The organism is Mycobacterium basiliense (genome assembly GCF_900292015.1).
In the GTDB taxonomy this organism is placed as follows: domain Bacteria; phylum Actinomycetota; class Actinomycetes; order Mycobacteriales; family Mycobacteriaceae; genus Mycobacterium; species Mycobacterium basiliense.
Genome location: NZ_LR130759.1, coordinates 3,675,527 through 3,698,936 on the forward strand (window position 1 = coordinate 3,675,527; position 23,410 = coordinate 3,698,936).

A 23,410-nucleotide genomic window follows, 5' to 3' on the forward strand; every position below is an offset into this window, starting at 1 on the left:
CGGGGTCAGGCTGATTATGAACCTGCTTCCCGTAGTACGGTGGCGAATTGGTGCACAGCCCAGTCGATTTCCTGGTCGGTGATCACAATCGGTGGCGCGAACCGCAAGGTCGAGCCGTGAGTATCCTTGACCAGGACACCGCGATCGGCCAGCCGGAGGCTGATGTCCTTGCCGGTGCCCAGCGACGGGTCGATATCGACGCCGGCCCAGAGCCCGAGGCCCCGCACTTCCAGCACGCCGTCGCCGATCAGCCCGGCCAACCGCTGATGCAGATGCGCACCCAATTCGGTCGAACGGGCCTGGAATTCACCGCGCGCTAGCATCGACACCACCGTGGCACCGATTGCCGTGGCCAGCGGGTTGCCACCAAACGTCGAGCCATGTTCGCCGGGGCGCAGCACACCCAGCACGTCACGGTCGGCGACCACCGCCGACAGCGGAACCACGCCGCCGCCGAGCGCTTTGCCCAGCAGGAAAATGTCGGGCACGACGTCCCAGTGGTCGCAGGCGAACGTATAACCGGTTCGGGCCAGCCCGGACTGAATTTCGTCGGCGATCATCAGCACGTTGTGTTCCCAACACAGCGCGCGAACGTCGGGCAGGTAGTCATCGGGTGGAACGATAATGCCCGCCTCGCCTTGAATCGGTTCCAGCAATACCGCGACGGTGTTGTCGTCTATGGCCCGGGCAAGCGCGGCGGTGTCGCCGAATGGCACGGAACGAAATCCCGGCGTGAACGGCCCGAAGCCACCGCGCGCGACGGGATCGGACGAGAAGCTGACGATGCTGATGGTACGTCCATGAAAATTGTTGTCGGCCACGATGATGTTGGCCTGACCTTCGGGGACTCCCTTGACCTCGGCTCCCCATTTGCGGGCTACCTTCAGACCACTCTCCACGGCTTCGGCGCCCGAGTTCATTGGCAGCACCATGTCTTTTCCACACAGATCGGCCAGTGCCGCGCAGAACGGCCCGAGTCGATCGGAGTGGAAAGCCCGGCTCACCAGGGTGACGGTGTCGAGTTGGGCATGAGCGGTTGCGATGATCTCGGGGTTGCGATGGCCGAAGTTGACCGCCGAGTATGCGGACAGACAATCCAGGTAACTGCGGCCGTCGACATCGGTGATCCACGCTCCCTCGGCGCTGGCCGCGACCACGGGCAACGGTGAATAGTTATGCGCGGCATGCCTTTCGACCAAGGCGATGGAGGTGTCGGTTTCAGCAACCGTTACCGAAGTAGGAGCGTCCAGAATCGTCATTTATGTACCTCCAGCGTGCAGCACTTAACGGAACCTCCACCTTTGAGTAGCTCGGATAGATCGACGCTGATCGGCTCGAAACCGGCCTTCCGCAGCTGCAGCGCAAAACCCGTCGCCGCGGCCGGCAGCACCACGTTGCGCCCGTCGGACACAGCGTTGAGCCCGAACACATACGCGTCAGCGCTACTGACCAGGATCGCGTCGGGAAACAGCGCGTGCAACTGCTCTTGGGCTGCGGCGCTGAAAGCCGGGGGGTAGTAGGCGATCGTGCGATCGTCGAGAACAGCCAGCACGGTGTCGAGGTGGTAGAAGCGCGGATCGATCAACTCGAGAGACACCACTGGCATCCGCAGCGCGGCCGCGATCTCGGCGTGCGCACGCTGATCGGTGCGGAAACCGTAACCCGCCAGCACCATTTCGCCGACCTTGAGCAGATCACCTTGCCCCTCGTTGACGTGGCGAGTGGATAGGGGCCGATATCCCTGATCGGACATCCAGCGTGCATACGACTTGGACTCGCCGGCTCGTTCGGCGTATCTGAAGCGGGCGACGATAGCGACGTCGTCGGCGATGAACCCGCCGTTGGCCGCATAGACCATGTCCGGCAAGCCCGGCGCGGGCTCGACGAGATCCACCCGGTGGCCCAACCGAAGGTAGGTCTGACGCAGGTTCTCCCACTGAGCCTGGGCCAACCCAAGGTCGACCGGCGTAGCGGTATCCATCCAGGGATTGATCGCGTACTCGACGGCGAAGAAGGCCGGTCGGGTCATCGCATAGCGTCGGGGGCTGGATACCCGAGTGGACTGCGTGGCCTGTTGCCATGCCGGCGCGCCCGACTGCGAACGGTCCGCAGCGACATAGTAATCGGTCATAAACCAACGATATTTGGCCTTCGCTGCACAATCAAACGACGTTCATTGCGTATCTACCATCAATGTATTGCGCTATGTTCTTATCAATAGCGATTTATTGCGCGGCCCAGAAGGAGGCGGTGATGGACCACCTGGATGAAACCGACGAGCGCATTCTCTTCGAGCTGGCCGAACATGCCCGGGCCACCTTCGCCGAGATCGGCCAGAAAGTGAATTTGTCCGCACCAGCGGTGAAGCGCCGCGTCGACCGGATGCTCGACACGGGCGTGATCAAGGGCTTCACCACAGTCGTCGACCGTAACGCGCTCGGTTGGTACACCGAGGCCTACGTTCAGGTCTTCTGCCACGGCAGGATCGCGCCCGATCAGCTGCAGGCGGCGTGGGTGGATATTCCCGAGGTGGTCAGTGCGGCAACGGTGACCGGCACCTCCGACGCCATCCTGCATGTGTTGGCCCACGACATGCGACACCTGGAAACGGCGCTCGAACGCATCCGCTCCAGCGCCGATATCGAACGCAGTGAGAGCGTCGTGGTGTTGTCGAACCTGATCGACCGCATGCGGCCGCAACCCTAGGCGGCGAGCAGCAGCGTCTCGATCGCCACCGCCGCGCCGCCGACCACGGCGGTGATGGCAAGCGTTACCCAGTCCCCCAGCTTGGGCCGCGTCGGGTGGGCCGACAGCTGCCCGGTGCCGCCACGAGCGGTGATGGCGTCACCCATCTCGTCAGCGCGCCGCAGTGTCACGGTAATGGCGGCGGCCAGCAGATCGATCACCTCGATCGCACGCCGCTGCCGACGAGCCCTGCGGGTTGTCGGTATCCGCTTGGGCCGCATGCGCCGGGCCGCATAGAGCACCTGAAATTCATCGATCAGCATCGGGAAGGCACGCAGGGCAAGCGCCAAGGCCACCGCCCACTCATCCACCGGGATCCGCAGCACTCGCAGTGGGCGGCCCAAAATCGCTACCGCAGGACCTATTTCGGCCACATTGGTGGTCCAGGAAACCATCGCCCCCAACGCCAGCAACACGATAGACAGTGCCGTGATCCGCAAGAAGTGCAGTGTTCCACCCAGTCCGATTTCGACCCCGCCCAGCGAGATCATCGGAGTGCCTCCGGCTAGCGCGGCCGTGCAGCCTCCAATGGCTAAGACGATCCACAACCAGCGGGGCACCGACGGCACCGCACCGCGCGGAATGTGGGCAATCCAGGCAGCGGTCAGCACCAGGGCCGCCATCAACCCGATCGTTGCCCATCCCGGATAGAAGGTCAGCAGTACCGAAATGCCAAAGACCACCAGCAGTTTGGTGCCCGCCCACAAGTCGTGCATGGCCGAAGTACCCGGTACCGGGACCAGCAGGACAACCGGTCGCGATGGGCGCTTGGGCCCGCGCTGGGCCGCAGTGGCGGTGGTGCTCATCAGGCACCCCCTCCTGCCATCGATGTCGACGCCGGCGCCATCACCCCATCGCGCAGATGCAGGGTGCGCGGACACAGCTCGTCCATTCCGGCAAAGTCGTGTGAAATGACCACCACCGTCAGACCCTGCTCCCGGCGCAGGTCCTCGAGCAGGCGCAGCAGACCACGCTGGCTGGCGGCATCCAAACCCGCTAGCGGTTCATCGAGGATCAACGCCCGGGGCGAACAGGCCAGCAACCCGGCCAGCACCACGCGCCGCATCTGACCACCGCTGAGCTGATCGATGCTCCGCTTGGCCAGGGTGGAATCCAGTCCCACCACCCCCAGCGCCGCAGCCACCCGGTCTTCATCCTTGGGTGAAAAGCCGGCCGCGGAGGCAACTTCGAGGTCCACCCGGCTCCGCATCAACTGCAGGCGCGCGGCCTGAAACGACAACGCCACCGCCCCAACCTGGTCGTGGGTGGGTCGCCCGTCGAGCAGGCAGCTGCCGGTGGTGGGCACCGTAAGCCCGGCCATGATCCACGCAAGTGTGGACTTGCCCGAACCGTTGCCTCCGTGGATCAGCACCCCGTCACCCTGCTCCACCACAAAATTGACATCTCGCAGGGCGGTCTTGGCCCAGGGAGTGCCGATGTTGTATTCGTGGCCCACCCCGACGAGTTCGAGCGCCGGCCTGCGCCCGCCGTGCCCCACCGCGGCGGCGGGCACCGGTGCTGCCACGGTCTCGACCATGTCGGCGTTGTCCGGGGATTCGCTGAGATCGAGTGTGCGATCGGCGGAATCGGCCTCGTTGTTGTAGTGCGTGATGTGGACGAGAGCGGTGCGGTGTCGTTTCGTCAGACCGGAGAGCACGCGCAGCAGGGCGTCGCGGCCCTGCTGGTCAACCATGGTGGTGACTTCGTCGGCAATCAGCATCGCCGGCTCCCTGGCCAATGCCGCTGCCAGCGCCAGACGTTGCAGCTCACCGCCGGACAGGCTTCCGGTCTCTCGTTCGGCGAGCGCGTCGAGGCCCACCTCGGCCAGCAACCGGTCGACGTCGATCTTGGTGCCCGGCGGCAGACCCCACACCACATCGTCGGCCACCCGGGTACCCAACACCTGGCTTTCCGGATGTTGTAGGACCACCGCCGTGCCGCCCAGCTTGCCCAGACCCACCGCGCCCGGTCGATCCACCGTGCCCGACGTCGGCTCCCGGCCCGCCAAGACCAGCATTAACGTGGTCTTCCCGGATCCGTTGGCCCCGGTGATCGCCACGTGTTCACCGACGCGCACGTCGAGACTGACCTCCCGTAACGCATCTTGAGCGGCACCCGGGTAACGGAAACGCACCTTGTCCAATCGCACCGGAACCGGCCCGATCGGGCCCACCGTGTCGCCGGCCGGCGCATCCAATTTGTGCACATCGGGCACGCCGCGCAGCCGCTCCAACAGCCGCGACAACGCCCACCACCCGATCAGCGAGACGACCATGATCCCAAACGTGAAGTAACCCAGCATCACCCACGGCCAATAGTGCAACCCTTCGGCGAAATACCGCTTCATTTCTTCGCCGGTGTCGTGCAGGTGAATCCGGGTCATGAAGGAAGCGAGCCCCTCCACATTGGCGGTCATCACGTCGAAAATCAGGTGTCGAAGGCGGGCCAGCACGGCCAGCATGGCGACCATCGCCGCCCCGAAGATCAATCCGGCGATCAGCGAACAGACGACGACCGTCGGCGTGCCCCGGCCCTTGCGCTTCACGATTCCGGTGAGCCCGCCGATATAGGCGCTGTGGACCACGCCCATAAACCCGCCCATGCCCGCGATCAGAAAGGCGATCACGCCGGCGGCAACCGTGGCGGCAACCAGCACGCGCAGGCGGTAGCGGTAGGCCAGTAGCCCCGTCGGCACCGTACCCAACAACGCCAGACCTGCGGCAAACGGCACGACGACGGAGATGATTGCCGTCACCGCGCACAGCGCAGCCATCACCGAAGCCTGCGCCAATTCACCCGGCCGCAACGGCCCGCCGCGTCGCGAATTTCGCGAAACGGCAGGGCCCGGGACGGTCATTTCATCGATTCTGCCAGGCCCGAGCCCCCGGAGGCGGGGCAGCACACAGCTGTCGGCCGGATCTGCCTGTGCGCGCGCACGATTAGTCTCGCATAGCAAAGCTATGCAACGATGGACGCATGAGTGCATCCGCCGCCGCTAACCACAGCGAGGTCGCGCACGGTCTGGGGGCGGACCTGCTCGGCGTGGTCGCGCGGCTCAACCGGTTGGCGACGCAGCGCATCCAGATGCCACTGCCGTCGGCCCAAGCCCGGCTGCTGGCAACCATCGAAGCCCACGGCGAAGCCCGCATCGGCGACCTGGCCGCGGTCGATCACTGTTCTCAACCGACGATGACCACCCAGGTGCGGCGACTCGAAGAGGCCGGACTGGTGGTCCGAACCGTCGACCCTGGGGATGCTCGTGCGGTACGCATCCGCATCACCCCCGAAGGAGTGCGCACACTGACCGCGGTGCGCGCCGACCGTGCCGCGGCGATCGAACCGCAACTGGCCCGGCTCGAGCCAACGGATCGAAAGGTCCTGGCCGACGCGGTCGAGGTGCTGCGCCGCCTTCTCGACAATGCGGCCGCGACACCGGGACGCACACTGTGACCCGAAGCGGTGCATTCTGGATGAATAGACCCATCCACGTGGTAGACGGTTAGTTCGATATCGATCGGTCTGCAGACCGGATGGGTCCAGGTCGATCCAGGTCGATAACGAAAGGTGGCGACCGTGCGGACCGAGGCAGCTTGACACCGAACGGCTTCCCGTTGACCGTGTGGGCCGGGTCGATGCGGTACATCTTTGCCCCGGGCCGCGACCTGAGTGTGGGCTACGGCAGCCAATACGATGTCCGCTTGGATCACCCCGGGGATGCGCGGTGGCCCGTCTCGGATCTGTTGCTGCGATTCATCGGAACCCACTGGGTGGTCATCGACCGCGGGCGTAGCGGCATCTTCGTCGACGGAGCCCGGGTGTCCGCGGTCGACATCCGCGACGGTCAGACCATCACCATCGGTGACCCCCACAACGGACCACGACTCACCTTCCAGACCGGCGCCGCCACCGGTCCGCCGCCGCCCACCCATTCGCCGGCCGGCCCGGCGTACCCGTCGTCGCACCCGGTGGAACGCACCCCGCACACGAGTCCAACGGAGTCAGCCACCCAGCACATCCACACCGGTTCGGCCGCACAAGGGATGCGCACCGAAGCGACTCAACGGATCCCGCCACCGCCACGCTCGACATTCGACCGGGCTACCCGGCCAATCCGGTTGCCGCCCAGCGGCTCTCCGCCCGCCCGCGGGCCAATGCGGCCGGCCACACCGGCAGGACCGCCGCAGTCACCAGCGCAGGCGCAGCCCAAGGCCCGCGGCCTGGTCGAGCGCATGACCGACGCGACCCGAAAGCTGCTCCCCGCTCGCCCCGACACCGGTTCGGGCGAGCTAGCACCATGGACCAACCGACTGCCGCTGAAACCCGGCGCCCGCACCATCGGGGTAGCGGCCTATGAGCTGGGGCTCGCCGTCGAAGGGTGCGAACTGATTTGCGACGTCTCCTTCACCGCACGTCCGGGCTCGTTGATCGCCATTGTTGGGCCATCGCACACCCGCAACCGGGCGCTGATCGGAATGCTCGCCGGCACTCGACCGCACACCTCGGGCGTGCTGACCGTCGATGGTCATGACGTGGCGGCCGAGCCCGAATCGATGCGATCTCGCATTGGCGTCGTACCGCTCGACAACCGCATACACCCGCGACTAACCGTCGAACAGACCGTGAGCTACGCCGCCGAAATGCGCTTGCCGCCCGACACTTCGCCAGATAACCGCACCCGAGTGATCAACCAGGTCCTCGACGAACTCGAATTGACGCCGCACCGCAAGAGCCGGGTGGCCAAGGTGGCCCCCGAAGTGCGCCGGTGCGCGTCGATGGCAATCGAACTCATCACCCGGCCGTCGCTGCTGGTCGTCGACGAACCCAGCGCCGGGCTGGATCCGGAGCAGGAAAACCATGTCATGGCGATGTTGCGCCGCCAGGCCGACCTCGGCTGCGTCGTCGTGGTGGCCACCACGTCACTGGCGCACCTCAACATGTGCGACCAGGTGCTGCTGCTCACCCCCGCGGGCAGCCTGGCCTTCGCCGGACCGCCCGTGCACCTCGAGTCGGCGATGGGTACCAGCAGCTGGACCGATGTTTTCTCGCAGGTCAGCACCGATCCCCAGGGCGCCCACCACGCGTTCCTGCAGCGGCAGCGGGCATCGGTTTCCACGACACCCCCGTCGGTGGCGCCGCCCGAGCGACTCCCCACCAAACTCACCTTCGGCCGGCAGGTTCGGTTGGTTGCCCGTCGGCAAGTCCGACTGTTATTGGCCGGCCGGCCGTACATCCTTTTTCTGATGCTGCTGCCGTTCGCGTTGGCAGCATTGACGTTGCTGATTCCCGGCGATTCCGGATTGGATCGCGCCGGCCCAACTGCCACCAATCCTCACGAAGCCATCGAAATCCTGGCCGCACTCAACATCGCCGCAGTGCTCATGGGCACCGCGCTGACAGTTCGCGATCTGGTCGGCGAGCGCCGGATCTTCCGGCGCGAGCAGGCGGTCGGACTGTCGGCGTCGGCCTACCTCACCGGAAAGATTGTGGTGTTCGGCGTCGCCGCAGCCATCCAGGCCGCGATCCTCACCGCCATCGTCGTGATCGCCAAGGGTCAGCCGGTGCACGATGCGGTGTTGCTCCGCAATCCCGGCGTGGAGCTCTACGCGAGCGTGGCGGCAACGGCCATCGTCTCGGCGATCCTTGGACTGGCGTTGTCGACGTTGGGACACACGCAACGTGAGGTTGTGCCCCTGGCCGTGCCGGTGATCCTGGCATCCTTGCTGTTCGCCGGCGGACTGCTGCCGCTGGTGGGCAGGTGGGGATTCGAACAGCTCTCGTGGCTGGTCCCCGCCCACTGGGGCTTTGCCGCGACGGCGGCCACCGTCGACCTGCGCAGGGTCGATGCGTTGGCCACCCATCGCGAGGTGTGGGCGCACTATGTGGGCTGGTGGTCATTCGACATGGTCATGCTCGTCGTGTTCGGAGTGCTCTGCGCTGGGGTTGTCCGATACCGGCTGCGACCGCCCGGTGATGGCACTCGGGACTCCTCAGTCCATGGCGAACAACAGGAACTGGGTAACGGTGACCGGTGAAAAGTCGTCATCGCTGACCAGCACCACCGATTGCCGACCGTCGGACAACTTCGGCCCCAAGGTAATGCCTTCGACGTTGTGTAGCGGCGACAACCCGGGTGCGTTGGACAAGGTGGACAGATCAACGGCCAACGATTTGCTCGCCGGGGTCACCGCGGCGCCCCGCATCGACGGCAGCCCCAGCACGTCGGTCGCGCCGGTGATCTCGGTACGGAATACGCGGATCACCGGGGGCAGCGCAACCGAGCGTTCGACCACCAGAAAGCTGGTGTCCGACAGCGCGACCAGGTCTGAAACGCCGTTGCGGCTCGCGGGCCAGACCGGCGCTTCCAGCGGATAGCCGAACTGCGCGGTCGGCTCGGCGGTAGCGACGTCGAACTTGGTGATCCGGGTCAGCGTCCGATGGTCGCGGCCGGTCTCTGGCCCGTCGTCGTAGCGCGGTTCCTCCATCGCGGCATATAACGATCGGCCGTCGGGTGCTAGGGCCAGGCCCTCGAGTGCCTGGTTGTGCCGCGGCCCGGTGAGCTGGGCAGACATCGCCAGATTGGCCGGCAGGGTGAACTGGCCCAGGTAATGGCCATCGAGCCCAGCAATCCAGATCCACGGATTCACCAGTACCGGTTCCCGGTCGGTGAGCCGCTCACCTTCGGAGCTCCAATACAGCCGCTGTCGCTGCGGGTCGAAAGCGATGCCTTCCGGGTCGGGAGGAACCACCGGTGGGCTGGCGCTGAGGTTCAGCGGCTCAAACGGCTCACCGCTCCGATCCAGCAGCGTATGCGAAGCGATGACCGAGACGTTGTCAATTCCCTTGTCCGACAGCGATAACCGGACTGAGAAGAAACGGACCGGGCCCTCCTCGGAGCGGTCGTCGCTGATCGCGTAGTACACCTCGCGGCCGGCGTCGTAGCTGATGCCCGAAAGTCCACCAATAACGACACCATCCACGGTGGCGCCGAACGGAATCTGCGCCTGGCCGAGGTAACTCAGCAATGCCCGCGGGGAGTCCGCCGGGCGGGCCGGATGCGGCGATGCGCACCCGAACACCACCGACCCGACCAGCAAAGTGGCCAGCAGCCGGCGCACTACCGTCTTCACATCACCGCGGCGATAAACAGCCCTACCAGATAGGTAGCGGCGACAGCGACGGCACCGAACAGCAATTGTCGAGAGGCACTCCACCACCACGGTTTACGGGTGAACCGCGCGGTCAACCCACCGGCGACCAACAAGCCGACCCCACCGAACACCAACCCGGCCGCCAACGAGCCGAACCCGAGCAAGTAGGGAATCAACGGCATGAGCGCACCAACAGCGAACATCGCGAAGGACGATACCGCGGCCACCGGCGCGGACGGCTTCTCCGCCGGGTGGACACCGATTTCTCCGACCATATGAAAGTTGACCGCGCGGTTCTCGTCGCGATGAATCTCATCGGTAGCGATCTGCGCGGTCTGCTCGGTCATTCCCATGTCCACCAGCATCGCCACCAATTCGGCCCGTTCGGCCTGGGGCCGAGCACGCAACGCACGACGTTCGACGTGCACCTCGGAGTCGATCTGTTCGTTGGCGGTGGTAACAGACGTGTACTCACCCAGTGCCATCGAGAACGCGCCCGCCAGCAGCCCGGCGACACCACTGACGATGGTGAGGTGAACGCTTTCCGCTGCCGCCACACCAGCGATCAAGCTGGTATTGCTGACCAGTCCGTCCATCGCGCCGAAAGCCGCTGCCCGCAACCAGCCGCCACTGACATCGGAGTGGCGGTGGCCGACATCGAGGACGGCGTCTGGGCGCCCCCTCGAGTCGTCCGGTTCTAGCTCTGTCATCGCAACTTTCTGACACCTATCCCGGGGGCCGCATCCCGGCCAGGATCGGCACGTTCCGGCGCGCTCCGAAGCCTACGCCCAAGCACCATGGGCCGATGCGCACCAGCTGACGAAGGGCCGCCGCGGCGCAGCCAATCGGCGCCAGACCGGCCGCAATACCGCCTGGGCACGCACTGGAGCTGGGGTCCGGACGCAAAGCTCATGCCCGCGATGGCGGCCGCCAACATTTCCGAGCCAAAGATTCATTCCCACGCTCCGATTGAGGGGGCTACGGTTCGGGTATGGCGCCGGACATGACCAACACAGCCAAACATCTGCGCGACGCGCTCGACGGACGCTTCCGTGACGTGAAGAACAACATGCGCGAGAAGCTAGGTCTGGAAATATTCCACCCGCACTACACCCCGAATACGGTCATTGCACGCGCCAAGGTGGCCGAGCAGATGCGGTTCATGGCCGCCGCCGGCGCTGCCGAAGACAGCTTCCGCAAGGAACATGGCGGCACCGGGAACGTGGGTGCGGCGATCACGATGATCGAGATGCTGGCGATGTCGGATCTGTCCCTGATGGTCAAGGCGGGAGTGCAGTGGGGGCTTTTCGGGGGGGCCGTCGAAAACCTGGGCACCGAGCGCCACCACGAGCAATACGTTCCCAAGATCATCGACCTGGAATTGCGCGGCTGCTTTGCGATGACCGAGACCGGACACGGCAGCGACGTTCAGGCATTGGAAACGACCGCGACCTACGACGTCGAGACCCAAGAGTTCGTCATCGACTCTCCCACCCCGACCGCCCGCAAGGACTACATTGGCGGCGCAGCCGAAACCGCGACCATTGCAGCCGTTTTCGCACAGCTGATCACGCACGAGGACGGCGATCAGGTGAACCATGGGGTGCATTGCCTACTGGTCCCGATCCGCGACGACGACGGGCACGATCTGCCCGGCGTGACGACGTCGGACTGTCACTACAAAGGTGGTCTCCCTGGCGTTGACAACGGCCGGATCGTGTTCGATCACGTCCGCGTTCCGCGGGTGAACCTGCTCAACAAATACGGCGACGTCGCGGCCGACGGCACGTACAGCTCACCGATCGAGAACGCAAACCGCAGATTCTTCACCATGATCGGCACGCTGATCCGCGGCCGGGTCACGGTCGGCGGCAGCGCGGCGGCGGCGGCACGCGTAGCGCTGGACATTGCCACCCGGTATGCGTTGCAGCGCAGGCAGTTCAGCGCTCCGGACGACGACGATGAAGTACTGATCATGGACTATCTCGTGCATCAACGACGGCTGTTGCCGTTGATAGCCCGGTCGTATGCCCTGCAGTTCGCGCAAAACGAGTTGGTTTCCAAATGCCACGACCTGCAGACCGCGGACTCTCCCGACGCCGAGGAGCAGCGCGAGTTGGAGGCTCGCGCCGCCGGTTTGAAGGCGGCCAACACCTGGCACGCGAGCCGCGCCATTCAGGAGGCGCGGGAGGCCTGCGGCGGCGCGGGCTACATGGCCGAGAACCGGCTAATCGCGTTGCGCGCCGATACCGACGTATTCACCACCTTCGAGGGTGACAATCATGTGCTGACGCAGTTGGTGGCCAAAGAGCTGCTGACGGCCTACGCCGACGACATCCGCAGCATGAGTCCGGTGGAATGGGTGCGTTTCGCCGCCAACGCAGTCGGTGATCGGGTAATGAAACGCACTGCAGCCGAGGCAATCATGCAGCGGATCATCGACGCCAGGCAGGACAGCGAAGAGGAGGGCAGCCTCTTCAACCGTGGTACCCAGGTCAAGATGCTCGAAGACCGCGAAGACTATCTACTGTCCTCGGTGGCACGGCGGCTGCAAAGCAAGTCCAATGAGATGTCGGCGTTCGAAGCGTTCAATGCGGTGCAGGATCACGTGTTGCACGCGGCCCAAGCCCACATCGACCGGGTGGTGCTGGAAGCCTTCGTCGCCGGAATCGAGTCGTGCCCCGACCCCGAGGCCCGCGAGCTCCTAGGTGTCGTCTGTGACCTGTATGCGCTGTCCGTGATCGAAGAAGACAGGGCCTGGTACATCGAGCACCGGTACCTCTCGACCGAGCGCGCCAAGGCGGTGACCCGTGGCCTCAACGATCGGTGCCGGGTGCTACGCCCGCACGCCAAGACTCTGGTGGACGGTTTCGGTATTCCGGAGCAGCTTCGTTATGCCGAGATGCTGCACCCGGAGAATCTGCCCGACTGAACCTCAGGAGCCGATGAGCTCCGCCGGTGCTGGCTGCGCCGCGATGGCCGGTGGCAGCGCCTGCAGGTGCACGGTTTGGCGACGCACGTATACCCTCCACGTCAGCGCGGCGGCACCGGCGTAGAACGCCATGAAGATCCAGAACGCGTCGGTGGTGGTGCCGGTCATCACGTAGGACTCGCGTAGCGCCAAGTTGATGCCAACCCCACCGAGCGCGCCGAGGGCCGCGACGAAGCCGATGGCGACGCCGGAGATCACCCGCGATCGGTCGCGACTCTCGACTTCTCCGACTTGCGGGCCGAGGGCCAAAACGCGGCCGCACGCCTCGAAAATGGTCGGAATCATCTTGTAGACAGAGCCGTTGCCCACCCCGGCAAGAATGAACAACACGATAAAGCAGACGAAGTAGCCGGCCATGGTGGCGCCCCGCAGCGGCCCGGTGTGTCGGCCCTCGAGGCTGCTTGCGCTGATCAATAGCCCGGCAACGACGGTCATCGCCACAAACACCGCCAGCGTGAGCCGACTCCCGCCAATGCGATCGGCCAGTCTGCCTCCATAAATCCGGGCCAGCGCCGCCAGGAGCGGACCAAGGAAGGCCAGTTCGGCGGCGTGCAGCGTGGCGTGTGCGGCGCTTTGACCGACCGCCATGAAGTTGGTTTGCAGGACCTGACCGAATGCGAAGGAGAACCCGATGAACGATCCGAAGGTACCCAGATACAGCAGTGAGAGCAGGTAGGTGTCGCGGTTGGACAGGACCGCAGTGATTATCGGGCGCATTTGGCTCGCCTTGACCCGGTGCTGTTCAACGTTGTTCATGAACAACGCCACCCCGATCGCCGCGGTCGTCAGCAGCACCGCGTACAGCGCGCAGACCAGGTACGGTTTTCCATCCCCGGCCACCGCGATGACCGTCAAACCCGCCAACTGAATCGCCGGGACCCCGAGATTGCCTACGCCGCCCGCAATTCCGAGTGCTGACCCTTTGAGTCGATGCGGGTAGAACGCATTGGCATTGCTCATCGATGCCGCGAAATTACCTCCGCCCAAACCGCTGAGGGCGGCACACACCAGGTACGGCCACAGCGGCAGGCCCGGGTGCGTCAACAGCATCATGGTGCCAACGGTAGGAACCAGCAACACGATCGCCGAGAAGATCGCCCAGTTGCGACCGCCGAATATCGTGGTGGCCATCGAGTAGGGCACCCGCAGGCCCGCGCCTACCAGGGTGGCCACCACGTCGAGTAGGAACTTGTCACTCGCGGAAAAGCCGTAGACGTTCTGCGGCATGAACAGCACCAGCACCGGCCACAGCGTCCACACCGAGTAACCGAGGTGGACCGTAACGACCGACCAGAACAGGTTGCGCCGCGCGATGAGCTTATTGCCGGCCTCCCACGCCACCAGATCCTCTGCGTCCCAATGCGAGATGTGGCGTGAGCCAACCCGGCATTTGGCGGAAGCATTCGAGAAGACTGATGCGGCTTTGGGGTCGCCAGAACTGCTCGGCGTCTCCTCGCGTTGCAGCAGCATCTGCTGTTCCATCACTCTCCTTCGACCTGGCCTTCTGGCGAAACGGCAACGATTTACCAGCGTGCCAAATTCGAACGCCCGCGGCACGCTGTGGACAGCCTGAAACTGCTGGGGAACTCCTGTAAAGCAGCTGTAGGCAAAGCTAATTCAGTGACGTCGAGCACAGCGAGACAACGTTGCCAGGTTGTTCACAGCAACGAGTTGCATAGGTGAAACGCAAACGATGGCGGGAGGCAACGATGGGGAGCTACTGGTGCGGTATCGGGCCAAGTGCCTTCAATCTGCCGTCCGGGCCGATCTGAAAGCGCACGGCGCCGGAACCGGTGGGACAACACTCGGGATCGCTCCCCACCCGCCACTGATACTCGACGGTCACGGTGCCCTGGCCCGGCGGCAACACTCTTATATACGGCTTGGCATTTGGGGTGGGTGAGCCCAGCGCGGTGTTGCGGTCGAAGAACAACAGCTGCTGCGGGGTTGACTGATCAGCAATGGTGGGGATGATCTGCACCCAGTACAAGCGGCAATTTCTGGTGTGCCCGCGCGCGATTTCGACCCAGCTCGAGCCGGGAACCACTACCGGTACCGAGGCAATCGACTGGCGCACCGTGTCCGCCGTCGGACCGTCGGACTGCTTGCAGGCATCCGGCGGCGAAACTGGCGGCCCCGCCGACTTCCCGCTGCAGCCGGTCGCCGGAAAAGCCCAAACCAGCGCCACCATCAGCAGGATCGAGCTCAACCGGCGACGCACCCACCGAGCCTAAGCGAAATTCGGTTAACACCGGGTGAGTCCGTGGACACGGCCCCATTGACCGGGTCGGCCAACGGCTTGGTGGCAACTGTGAATATCCCCCAAATTGGTTAAAAGCCCAGGTGCACGGCCTGCAAGCGACGGGATCGACGAGTAGCGTGACCAGGGTTAGTTGGGGTTGGCTGACCGACGATGACCAGCGATTTCGGGCACCCTCCGTTTCGCCGGTTTCCAACAACGCACGGACCCGCCCGACCTCGTGCGAGAAAACCGTAAAGCGCGCGAAACCTGCGACATCCCGTACCGAAACATCCCTACCGCAGTATTCAGCGCATACCGCGTTGCGCAGCTGCAAAGAGAGGACATAGGCGTGGCCAGGGAACTCATGGCGCCGGAAACGGACGCCGTGGAGACCATGTGCGCCTACTGCGGCGTCGGTTGCGGCATTGTGCTGCAGGTCACATCGGATCCGGAGACCGGAAACCGGCACATCACCAAGTCAATTGGGCGCAACTCGCATCCGGCCAACTTCGGTCGGCTTTGCACCAAGGGCACCACCACCGTAGATCTGCTGGCCGCGCCGGGCCGGATGGAGTCGGCATACGTGCAGGCCGATCGTCATTCGCCGCTTGAGCCCGTCGGGATCGACGATGCCATCACGCACAGCGCCAAGCGGCTACGGGCCATCATCGACGAACATGGCCCGGATGCCGTTGCGGTGTATGTATCCGGTCAGATGTCGATCGAGGCGCAGTATCTGGCGAACAAGCTGACCAAGGGGTTCATCGGGACCAACCAGATCGAGTCCAACTCGCGGCTGTGCATGGCCGGTGCCAGTTCGGGCTACAAGCTGTCGCTGGGCGCGGATGGACCCCCCGGCTCATACGAGGATTTCGACCAAGCCGACGTCTTCTTCGTCATCGGCGCCAATATGGCCGACTGCCATCCGATCCTGTTCCTGCGGATGATGGAACGGGTCAAGGCCGGTGCCAAATTGATCGTCGTCGATCCACGTCGCACGGCGACCGCGGACAAGGCAGACCTCTTCCTGCAGATCGCTCCTGGCACCGACCTTGCGCTGCTCAACGGCTTGCTGCACCTGATCGTTCACAACGAACACACCGATCCGCATTTCATTGCCGAATTCACCGAGGGGTGGGAGGTGATGCCAAGTTTCCTCGATCAGTTCACTCCCGACAAGGTCAGCGAAATCACCGGCATCCCTCCCGAAGACATTCGCACCGCAGCGCGTTGGATCGGTGAGGCTCCAAACTGGATGAGTTGCTGGACGATGGGACTCAACCAGAGCACCCACGGCACCTGGAACACCAACGCCCTGTGCAATCTGCATCTGGCCACGGGGGCGATCTGCAAGCCCGGCAACGGCCCGTTCTCACTCACCGGTCAACCCAACGCCATGGGCGGGCGTGAGATGGGTTATATGGGACCGGGTCTGCCGGGTCAGCGTTCGGTGCTATCTGGCGAGGACCGCGAGTTTGTGGAAGCACAGTGGGGCATTCCCCGTGGATCGCTGCGCACGGACGTCAGCGCAGGCGTGGTGGACATGTTTTCCCGCATGGCCGACGGCGACATCAAGGCCTGCTGGATTATTTGCACCAATCCCGTTGCTACCGTGGCTAATCGGAAAACGGTGCTGGCCGGGCTGGAGAAGGCAGAACTGGTGATCTGCCAGGACGCGTTCTTCGAGACCGAGACCAACGAGTACGCCCACGTATTGCTGCCGGCGGCGTTGTGGACCGAGTCCGAGGGGGTGATGGTCAATTCCGAACGCAACCTGACGTTGTTCCAGCAGGCGGTCGAACCGGTGGGACAAGCCCTGCCGGACTGGCAGATCATCGCCCGGATCGCCTGCGAGATGGGCTTTTCCGAGGCGTTCAGTTATCAATCTGCCGCAGAGGTGTTCGACGAGATCACGCGGTTCTCCAATCCGGCGACCGGATACGACCTGCGCGGTGTCAGTTACGACCGACTGCGGCAGACTCCGTTGCAATGGCCGTGTCCATCGGGTAGCAGCAGCGACCGCAACCCAATCCGTTACCTCAACGACGGTGTCAGCCAGAACCAGCTGGTTCGTGCGGACGGCACAGTTCCGCGGTTGGCGTTCCCAACCCCGAGCGGCCGCGCGGCGTTCTTCGCCCGCCCGCATCTATTGCCCGACGAGATGCCCAACGGCGACTATCCGTTCTTACTCAATACCGGGCGGCTGCCGCACCAGTGGCACACGCTGACCAAGACCGGCAAGATCGCCAAGCTCAACAAGCTCAACCCGGGTCCGTTCGTCGAAATCAATCCGGAAGATGCGGCCGGGCTGGACATCTGCGAAGGTGACCACATTGAGATCGCTTCCCGCCGTGGGCGCGCGGTGTTGCCCGCCGTGATCACCGATCGCGTGCGCCGCGGGAACTGCTTTGCGCCCTTCCATTGGAATGACGCCTTTGGCGAGTACCTCTCGATCAATGCCGTCACCAACGACGCCATCGACCCCATATCGCGCCAACCGGAATACAAGGCCTGCGCGGTCACCTTGACCAAGGTGGCCCAACCGGAGCGGCGGCCCGGTTCCTCGGACGAGCCCGCCGCACCGAAGCTGATGGCCAAAACACCGCAATTCAGTATCGGCCAAATCGATGCACTGGCCGAGTTTTTGGGCGTCGCCGAGGAACCCAAGCCGCAATTCGGTCCGTTCGCTCGCTCCTACCTCGCCGGCCTGATCGCGGGTCTACGTTCGGAAACCGGCCGGCACCTCGCCGGGGTGCCCACCCTGCCGATCAGCTCACCGTTCGATACCAGCACCCGGCTGTGGTTGGACGGCCTGCTCGCGGGCATGTTTTCCCGTGTTGAGACAACGCAGGTAGCAGCGGCAGCCGAACCGCGTCCGGCCACCACAGGTAAAGACGACGCCGGCGCGCCAGCGCCGGTGGTGGTGCTGTGGGCTTCCCAAACCGGGACCGCGGAAGAGCTCGCCGCCGACATCGCCGCAGAGCTTCGCGCCGCGCAACTACCGGTCGCATTGCATGGCATGGACGACTTCCCGGTAGCCGACCTGCCCGCAACACCGCAGATATTGTTTGTCACCAGTACCACCGGTGACGGTGACCCGCCCGACAACGGTGCCGCCTTTTGGCACGCGCTGTCCGCGCCGGCCGCTCCCAGGCTTGGCGAGACTCGCTACGCCGTTCTGGCACTGGGTGATTCCAATTACGACGAATTTTGCGGCCATGGTCGTGCGTTGGACAAGCGCCTCGCTGAGCTGGGAGCAAAGCGCATCGTCGATCGCGTCGATTGCGAACCGGATTACGAAGATGCCGTGGCCATTTGGCTAAGACAGATACTGCGGGAGTTGCGTCCCACCGACGCGCCGGGCGGCGCAGGAGACAACGGAGCTTGCTCGACCGCGGCAACACCCGTCGTCGGCCGGTCACCCTCAGCACAGACATACAGCAAGAAGCGTCCATTGGTGACCAACGTGGTCAGCAACACAACCCTGTGTCAGCCACAGTCGGCAAAAGACGTGCGGCAGCTGGTGTTTCACGTGCCCGAACAAACCGTCAGCTATGAGGCCGGTGACGCGCTCGGGGTATGGCCGCGCAACAACGACCAGTTCGTCGAGGAATGGCTGTCAGTGACCGGGTTGAGCGGCCACACCGAGGTCGAGGTCGCCGGCCGCGGTTCGATGTCGCTGCGAGCGGCGCTAACAGACCGCTTCGAGATCGCTCACATCAGCCCAGACCTGCTGCGCTTCGTGCGTCAACGCACCCTCGACTCCAGCGCCGCGGACCAACTGCACGAGTTGATGCGGCCGGAAAACAAAGCGATGCTGGCCGATTGGAGCTGGGGAAGGCAATCGGTCGACCTGCTCACGCAGTGCAAAGTGGTCGCTCCTGTCGAGGAGTGGCTGACTGTGCTCAAGCCGCTGCAGCCGCGGCTGTATTCGATTTCGTCCAGCCCCAAAGAACATCCGGGCGAAGTACACCTCACGGTGTCGCCGGTGCGCTACAACTTCCAGGGTGTGCCGAGACGCGGGGTGTGCTCGACCTACCTGGCCGACCGCTCCCCCAGCGATGAGATCGCCGTCTACGTCCGCAAGTCCAGTAACTTCCGCCCTCCCAGCGATCCGGGAACACCGATGATCATGATCGGGCCGGGTACCGGGATCGCGCCCTTCCGCGGCTTTTTGCAGGAACGACGCGCACTCGGCCACACCGGACCGAACTGGTTGTTCTTCGGTGAACAGCACGCCGCCACCGACTTCTACTACCGCGATGAGATCCAGACGATGCATGCCGACGGGTTGCTTACCGAGCTCGATCTCGCATTTTCCCGCGACCAGCGGGACAAGGTCTACGTGCAACACCTGATGCGCAGGCGCGGAGCACAGCTGTGGCAGTGGTTGCTGGACGGGGCGCAGCTGTACGTCTGCGGCACCGCCGACCCGATGGCCAAGGACGTCGACCATGCACTTCGCGAAATCGTGGCCGAACACGGCGACCTGACCCCGGAATCAGCCACGGCCTACGTCCGCGCGCTGAGCGCCGACAAGCGCTACCACCGCGACGTGTACTAGCGGTGCTGCGGCTTCGTGCCGCAGCACCGCTAGTTACTCACAGACCGGCGGCATCGGCAGTTTCATGGGGCACTTCGCGGCGCGCGACGCTGCCCTCACGCGGAAACCAGCGCCAGCCGGCAAGGAACACCAAAGCGAGCGACACGGTGGCGACGAGGAATGCCACGCGGATGCCATCGATGAAATCGTCTTCGGCAATCTGGACTGGATCACGGTGCACACTTGCTCGCCGTGGTGCGATTCCGTTGACATGTGCTCGTGGATTGGCGCTGTCGATGATGACTTCGGCAATCGCATGGCGCTGGATGGGATCGGGCACCGCGGGCTCCAGGTGGGGCTCGAGGGTGGCCGACAACCAGGCTGCAAGCACCGAGCCCAAGACCGCGAAGCCGATTGTGGACCCGATCGCCCGTTGGGCGCTCATGATGCCGGACGCCATGCCGGCACGATCCGGGGGAACAGCGGTCATGGCCAGTGTCGTGATCGGCGTCAGGCACAGGGCCACACCGGTACCGCACAGCCCGAGACCGACGAGGACCAGGGCCGAACTCCGGTGCTCGCTGGCAATCAACGTGAGCAGACCCAACATCAACAAGCAGAGCCCCACCAGGATCAGCATGCGTGCGCCGATCCGGCCGACCAGGTTCCCGACCAGCGGGGATACCACGGCCACCGCGGCGCTGAACGGCAGAATCATCAGGCCGGTGGCCCCCGGGGTGTAGCCGCGCACATTCTGCAAGAACTGCGTGGTGAGCAGCAGCATCCCGTAGACGGCGAAAAACACCGTGCAGATGGTCCCGATGGACAGCGCGTAGGAGGTGTCGCGGAACAACGTCAGGTCCATCATCGGAGCCGATGTCCTTCGCTCCAGCCACAGGAACAGCACGCAACCGACGACGGCGGTGAGCAGCAGCGCGAGGATCCGAGGCGATGTCCAGCCAACTTGCGGACCTTCGATGACGGCATACACGAAGGCGCCCACGGTGACGACGAATAGAAGCTGACCGGACAAATCGAAGCGGCCGGGCCGCTCGGTGCGCGATTCCTGCACGCAGGCAGAGGTGAGCGCCAGAACGATCACGCCCACCGGAACGTTGACGTAGAAAATGCTGCGCCAGCCCCACATGTCAACCAGCAATCCACCGAGGGTCGGGCCGGTTGCCGTGCCGATGCTGGCGATGGCGGTCCAGATTCCGATCGCCCGTGCCTTCAGCTTTGGGTCCGGGAATGCGGCACTGACCAAAGCGAGCGAGGTCACGCTGACGGTGGCGGCGCCCAACCCCTGAACGCCCCGCGCCGCGGTCAGAACAGCAAGGGAGGGGGCCAGGCCGCACGCAATCGATCCCACCGTGAACAACGAAATGCCCGTGAGGTACCAGAGGCGGCGGCCGTAGAGATCGGCGAGCGTTGCCGCCGACATGATGAAGACCGCCATGCCGAGGCTGTACGACGCCACCACCCACTGCAGGCCGTCCTCGCCAACAGCGAAGTTGCGTTGAATCTCGGGCAGCGCCACGTTCACGATCAGCGCGTCGAGAAAGATCATGAACAGCCCAAGGCCGGTCGCCAGGAGGGTCAGAAGCTGCGTGCGGTTCATGCCGGGCCCCATTCGTCAGGCCAGGGAAGCGTGCCCCGATGTGCGTATTTCTTACCGATCTGAGGTGCACTTTAGGCGGCGGCACCAACGGTGTCGGCCAATTTGGCGGGATTGATATCAGCGCGGGCGTGGGCCCGCGCGCGCCACTTTGGCCGCCGAGCGCAGGACGCGATCGACTGTGCCCCGACTCCCCGAATCGCCGCGGCCGTAACCAATGCTATCGGGTTCGCGCTCAAACCTCCTCGTCTGCAACCCCATTCGATCTCATCTCGCATTGGAGAACGCCGGAGCCGGTGCCACCGAAGCCATCGCCGGTGCGCTGCGAACACCGAAAGCTTCCGAGCCGCACCACGAGGGCGTTACCGTGACATGGCTCCCGAGTGCTGTCCCAGCGCTGTGCCGGTGCTGCCCCAGCGCTTGCTAAATCCCGACGGAGGTTGTGATGAGCGACGCCCGCACACCCCGGTTCCCGGCCGCACTGTCCACGCCCAGCCTCAACCGCGGAGTCGGGTTCACCCACGAGCAACGACAATTGCTGGGGTTGACCGGTCGGCTTCCCGCCGCGGTACTCACACTCGACCAACAGGCCGAGCGCGTATGGCATCAATTGCAAAGCCTCGCCACCGATCTGGGCCGCAATCTGCTGCTGGAACAGCTGCACTATCGCCACGAGCTGCTCTACTTCAAGGTGCTGACCGACCACCTGACCGAACTTATGCCGGTGGTATATACGCCGACGGTTGGTGAGGCTATCCAGCGCTTCTCCGACGAGTACCGCGGCCAGCGCGGGTTGTTTCTGAGCATCGATGAGCCCGACGAGATCGCCGCGGGATTCCAAACATTCGGCTTGGGCCCCGACGACGTCGATCTGATCGTTTGCACCGATGCCGAAGCCATCCTCGGTATCGGTGATTGGGGTGTGGGTGGCATCCAGATCGCGGTGGGCAAGTTGGCCCTTTATACCGCCGGCGGCGGCATCGATCCGCGCCGGAGTCTAGCGGTGTCGCTGGATGTCGGCACCGACAACGAGCAGCTGCTGCAGGACCCGTTCTATCTGGGGAATCGCCACGGCCGACGCCACGGCACCGAATACGACGAGTTTGTCAGGCGCTACATCGAGACCGCCCACCGGCTGTTTCCACACGCGATGCTGCACTTCGAGGACTTCGGGCCGATCAATGCGCGCCACATCCTGAACACATACGGGGCGGACTACTGCGTATTCAACGATGACGTCCAGGGAACCGGCGCGGTGGTGGTGGCAGCCGCGTTCGGCGGATCACGCGTCACCGGCGTTCCGATGCGCGACCAGAAAACGATCGTCTTTGGGGCCGGGACCGCCGGGATCGGAGTCGCCGACCAGATCCGGGACGCCATGGTGGCCGACGGCGCCACCGTCGAACAAGCCACCTCGCAGATCTGGCCGATCGACCGGCAGGGCCTGCTCTGCGACGACATGGACGACCTGCGCGACTTTCAGGTGCCCTACGCGAAGAACCGCCGCCGGCTGGGCCTGGACACCGATGATCGGATAGGGCTGGTCGATGCGATCAAATTGGCGTCACCGACGATGCTGCTGGGCTGCTCGGCGGTCTCGGGCGCGTTCACCGAGGAGGTCGTCAAGGCGATGACGGCGTCCTGTGACCGACCAATGATCTTTCCGCTGTCCAACCCCACCTCACGCATGGAAGCGATGCCGGTCGACGTGCTCACCTGGTCGGGCGGCACAGCGTTGGTGGCTACCGGCAGCCCGGTCGCGCCCGTCGAATACAACCAGACCACCTACACCATCGGCCAGGCCAACAATGTGTTGGTATTCCCCGGTATCGGGCTGGGTGTCACGGTGGCCGGCGCCCGCCTACTCACCCAGGGCATGCTGCGTGCTGCAGCGAAAGCCCTGGTACACCAAGCCAACCCGACGAATCCGGGGGATTCGCTGCTCCCGGATGTCCACGACTTGCGCGGCATCTCGACCGCGGTCGCCGAGGCGGTCTATCACGCCGCCGCCGCAGATGGGGTGGCCACCAAGAACCATGACAACATTGAACAAGCGGTCCGTGACACCATGTGGCTGCCGGTATACGACTGAATGGCAATTCAATTCAGCGCCGATGGAGCGCCG

14 protein-coding genes and 1 pseudogene are annotated in these 23,410 nt (G+C 64.5%); 6 read left to right on the top strand and 9 right to left on the bottom strand.

The features are described 5' to 3' along the window. Positions 1-14 precede the first annotated feature (14 nt). Together rocD and ddaH are read right to left on the bottom strand one after the other, a co-directional pair. Positions 15-1,259: an ornithine--oxo-acid transaminase gene (rocD, locus tag MB901379_RS15470; protein WP_158017456.1), complete on the bottom strand. Its 1,245-nt coding sequence runs from the start codon at positions 1,257-1,259 to the stop codon at positions 15-17. Next, positions 1,256-2,131 (bottom strand): dimethylargininase, encoded by an 876-nt coding sequence (gene ddaH / locus MB901379_RS15475; protein WP_158017457.1) that lies wholly within the window; start codon positions 2,129-2,131, stop codon positions 1,256-1,258. The genes rocD and ddaH overlap by 4 nt, the downstream gene beginning before the upstream one ends. Before the next feature lie 122 nt (positions 2,132-2,253). Here ddaH and MB901379_RS15480 point away from each other — a divergent pair, with 122 nt between their 5' ends. Further along, positions 2,254-2,706 carry an Lrp/AsnC family transcriptional regulator gene (locus MB901379_RS15480; protein WP_158017458.1) on the top strand — a complete coding sequence of 151 codons (453 nt, stop codon included), beginning with the start codon at positions 2,254-2,256 and terminating at the stop codon, positions 2,704-2,706. On the opposite strand, the gene MB901379_RS15485 is transcribed toward MB901379_RS15480, so the two are convergent. Both MB901379_RS15485 and MB901379_RS15490 read right to left on the bottom strand, forming a co-directional pair. Next, the gene (locus MB901379_RS15485; protein ID WP_158017459.1) at positions 2,703-3,551 is read right to left on the bottom strand and encodes an energy-coupling factor transporter transmembrane component T family protein; all 849 of its coding nucleotides are present in this window, start codon (positions 3,549-3,551) and stop codon (positions 2,703-2,705) included. The genes MB901379_RS15480 and MB901379_RS15485 overlap by 4 nt on opposite strands. Then, positions 3,551-5,602, bottom strand: coding sequence for an ABC transporter ATP-binding protein (locus tag MB901379_RS15490; RefSeq protein ID WP_174237034.1), 2,052 nt, complete (start codon positions 5,600-5,602; stop codon positions 3,551-3,553). Before MB901379_RS15490 ends, MB901379_RS15485 begins: the two co-directional genes overlap by 1 nt. A gap of 119 nt (positions 5,603-5,721) precedes the next feature. On the opposite strand from MB901379_RS15490, the gene MB901379_RS15495 reads away from it, so the two are divergent. Together MB901379_RS15495 and MB901379_RS15500 are read left to right on the top strand one after the other, a co-directional pair. Next, positions 5,722-6,195: a MarR family winged helix-turn-helix transcriptional regulator gene (locus MB901379_RS15495; protein ID WP_158017461.1), complete on the top strand. Its 474-nt coding sequence runs from the start codon at positions 5,722-5,724 to the stop codon at positions 6,193-6,195. A gap of 182 nt (positions 6,196-6,377) precedes the next feature. Next, positions 6,378-8,777: an ABC transporter permease gene (locus MB901379_RS15500; protein WP_174237106.1), complete on the top strand. Its 2,400-nt coding sequence runs from the start codon at positions 6,378-6,380 to the stop codon at positions 8,775-8,777. Here the strand turns inward: MB901379_RS15500 and MB901379_RS15505 are convergent. Both MB901379_RS15505 and MB901379_RS15510 read right to left on the bottom strand, forming a co-directional pair. Further along, positions 8,733-9,872 (bottom strand): esterase-like activity of phytase family protein, encoded by a 1,140-nt coding sequence (locus tag MB901379_RS15505; RefSeq protein WP_158017462.1) that lies wholly within the window; start codon positions 9,870-9,872, stop codon positions 8,733-8,735. The genes MB901379_RS15500 and MB901379_RS15505 overlap by 45 nt on opposite strands. Next, positions 9,869-10,603, bottom strand: coding sequence for a VIT1/CCC1 transporter family protein (locus MB901379_RS15510; RefSeq protein WP_158017463.1), 735 nt, complete (start codon positions 10,601-10,603; stop codon positions 9,869-9,871). The genes MB901379_RS15505 and MB901379_RS15510 overlap by 4 nt, the downstream gene beginning before the upstream one ends. A gap of 281 nt (positions 10,604-10,884) precedes the next feature. On the opposite strand from MB901379_RS15510, the gene MB901379_RS15515 reads away from it, so the two are divergent. After that, positions 10,885-12,825, top strand: coding sequence for an acyl-CoA dehydrogenase family protein (locus MB901379_RS15515; protein WP_162334393.1), 1,941 nt, complete (start codon positions 10,885-10,887; stop codon positions 12,823-12,825). Here the strand turns inward: MB901379_RS15515 and MB901379_RS15520 are convergent. Continuing rightward, a pseudogene (locus MB901379_RS15520) lies at positions 12,786-14,367 on the bottom strand (nitrate/nitrite transporter). The gene MB901379_RS15515 and the pseudogene MB901379_RS15520 overlap by 40 nt on opposite strands. A gap of 235 nt (positions 14,368-14,602) precedes the next feature. Beyond that, entirely contained in the window at positions 14,603-15,076 is a 474-nt protein-coding gene (locus MB901379_RS15525) for an LppP/LprE family lipoprotein (protein WP_158019213.1), read from the bottom strand. 415 nt (positions 15,077-15,491) lie between these two features. Here MB901379_RS15525 and MB901379_RS15530 point away from each other — a divergent pair, with 415 nt between their 5' ends. Beyond that, positions 15,492-19,691 (top strand): bifunctional nitrate reductase/sulfite reductase flavoprotein subunit alpha, encoded by a 4,200-nt coding sequence (locus MB901379_RS15530; protein ID WP_158019214.1) that lies wholly within the window; start codon positions 15,492-15,494, stop codon positions 19,689-19,691. Between the two features lie 37 nt (positions 19,692-19,728). On the opposite strand, the gene MB901379_RS15535 is transcribed toward MB901379_RS15530, so the two are convergent. After that, entirely contained in the window at positions 19,729-21,288 is a 1,560-nt protein-coding gene (locus MB901379_RS15535; RefSeq protein ID WP_158017466.1) for an MFS transporter, read from the bottom strand. Positions 21,289-21,730: 442 nt separating this feature from the next. On the opposite strand from MB901379_RS15535, the gene MB901379_RS15540 reads away from it, so the two are divergent. After that, positions 21,731-23,377: an NAD-dependent malic enzyme gene (locus MB901379_RS15540; RefSeq protein WP_158017467.1), complete on the top strand. Its 1,647-nt coding sequence runs from the start codon at positions 21,731-21,733 to the stop codon at positions 23,375-23,377. The last annotated feature ends 33 nt before the right edge of the window (positions 23,378-23,410 follow it).

Coding starts and splice junctions, on each gene's coding strand:
- rocD (WP_158017456.1), bottom strand. CDS start 1,259: ATGACGATTCTGGACGCTCCTACTTCGGTAACGGTTGCTGAAACCGAC.
- ddaH (WP_158017457.1), bottom strand. CDS start 2,131: ATGACCGATTACTATGTCGCTGCGGACCGTTCGCAGTCGGGCGCGCCG.
- MB901379_RS15480 (WP_158017458.1), top strand. CDS start 2,254: ATGGACCACCTGGATGAAACCGACGAGCGCATTCTCTTCGAGCTGGCC.
- MB901379_RS15485 (WP_158017459.1), bottom strand. CDS start 3,551: ATGAGCACCACCGCCACTGCGGCCCAGCGCGGGCCCAAGCGCCCATCG.
- MB901379_RS15490 (WP_174237034.1), bottom strand. CDS start 5,602: ATGACCGTCCCGGGCCCTGCCGTTTCGCGAAATTCGCGACGCGGCGGG.
- MB901379_RS15495 (WP_158017461.1), top strand. CDS start 5,722: ATGAGTGCATCCGCCGCCGCTAACCACAGCGAGGTCGCGCACGGTCTG.
- MB901379_RS15500 (WP_174237106.1), top strand. CDS start 6,378: ATGCGGTACATCTTTGCCCCGGGCCGCGACCTGAGTGTGGGCTACGGC.
- MB901379_RS15510 (WP_158017463.1), bottom strand. CDS start 10,603: ATGACAGAGCTAGAACCGGACGACTCGAGGGGGCGCCCAGACGCCGTC.
- MB901379_RS15515 (WP_162334393.1), top strand. CDS start 10,885: ATGGCGCCGGACATGACCAACACAGCCAAACATCTGCGCGACGCGCTC.
- MB901379_RS15525 (WP_158019213.1), bottom strand. CDS start 15,076: ATGGTGGCGCTGGTTTGGGCTTTTCCGGCGACCGGCTGCAGCGGGAAG.
- MB901379_RS15530 (WP_158019214.1), top strand. CDS start 15,492: ATGGCGCCGGAAACGGACGCCGTGGAGACCATGTGCGCCTACTGCGGC.
- MB901379_RS15535 (WP_158017466.1), bottom strand. CDS start 21,288: ATGAACCGCACGCAGCTTCTGACCCTCCTGGCGACCGGCCTTGGGCTG.
- MB901379_RS15540 (WP_158017467.1), top strand. CDS start 21,731: ATGAGCGACGCCCGCACACCCCGGTTCCCGGCCGCACTGTCCACGCCC.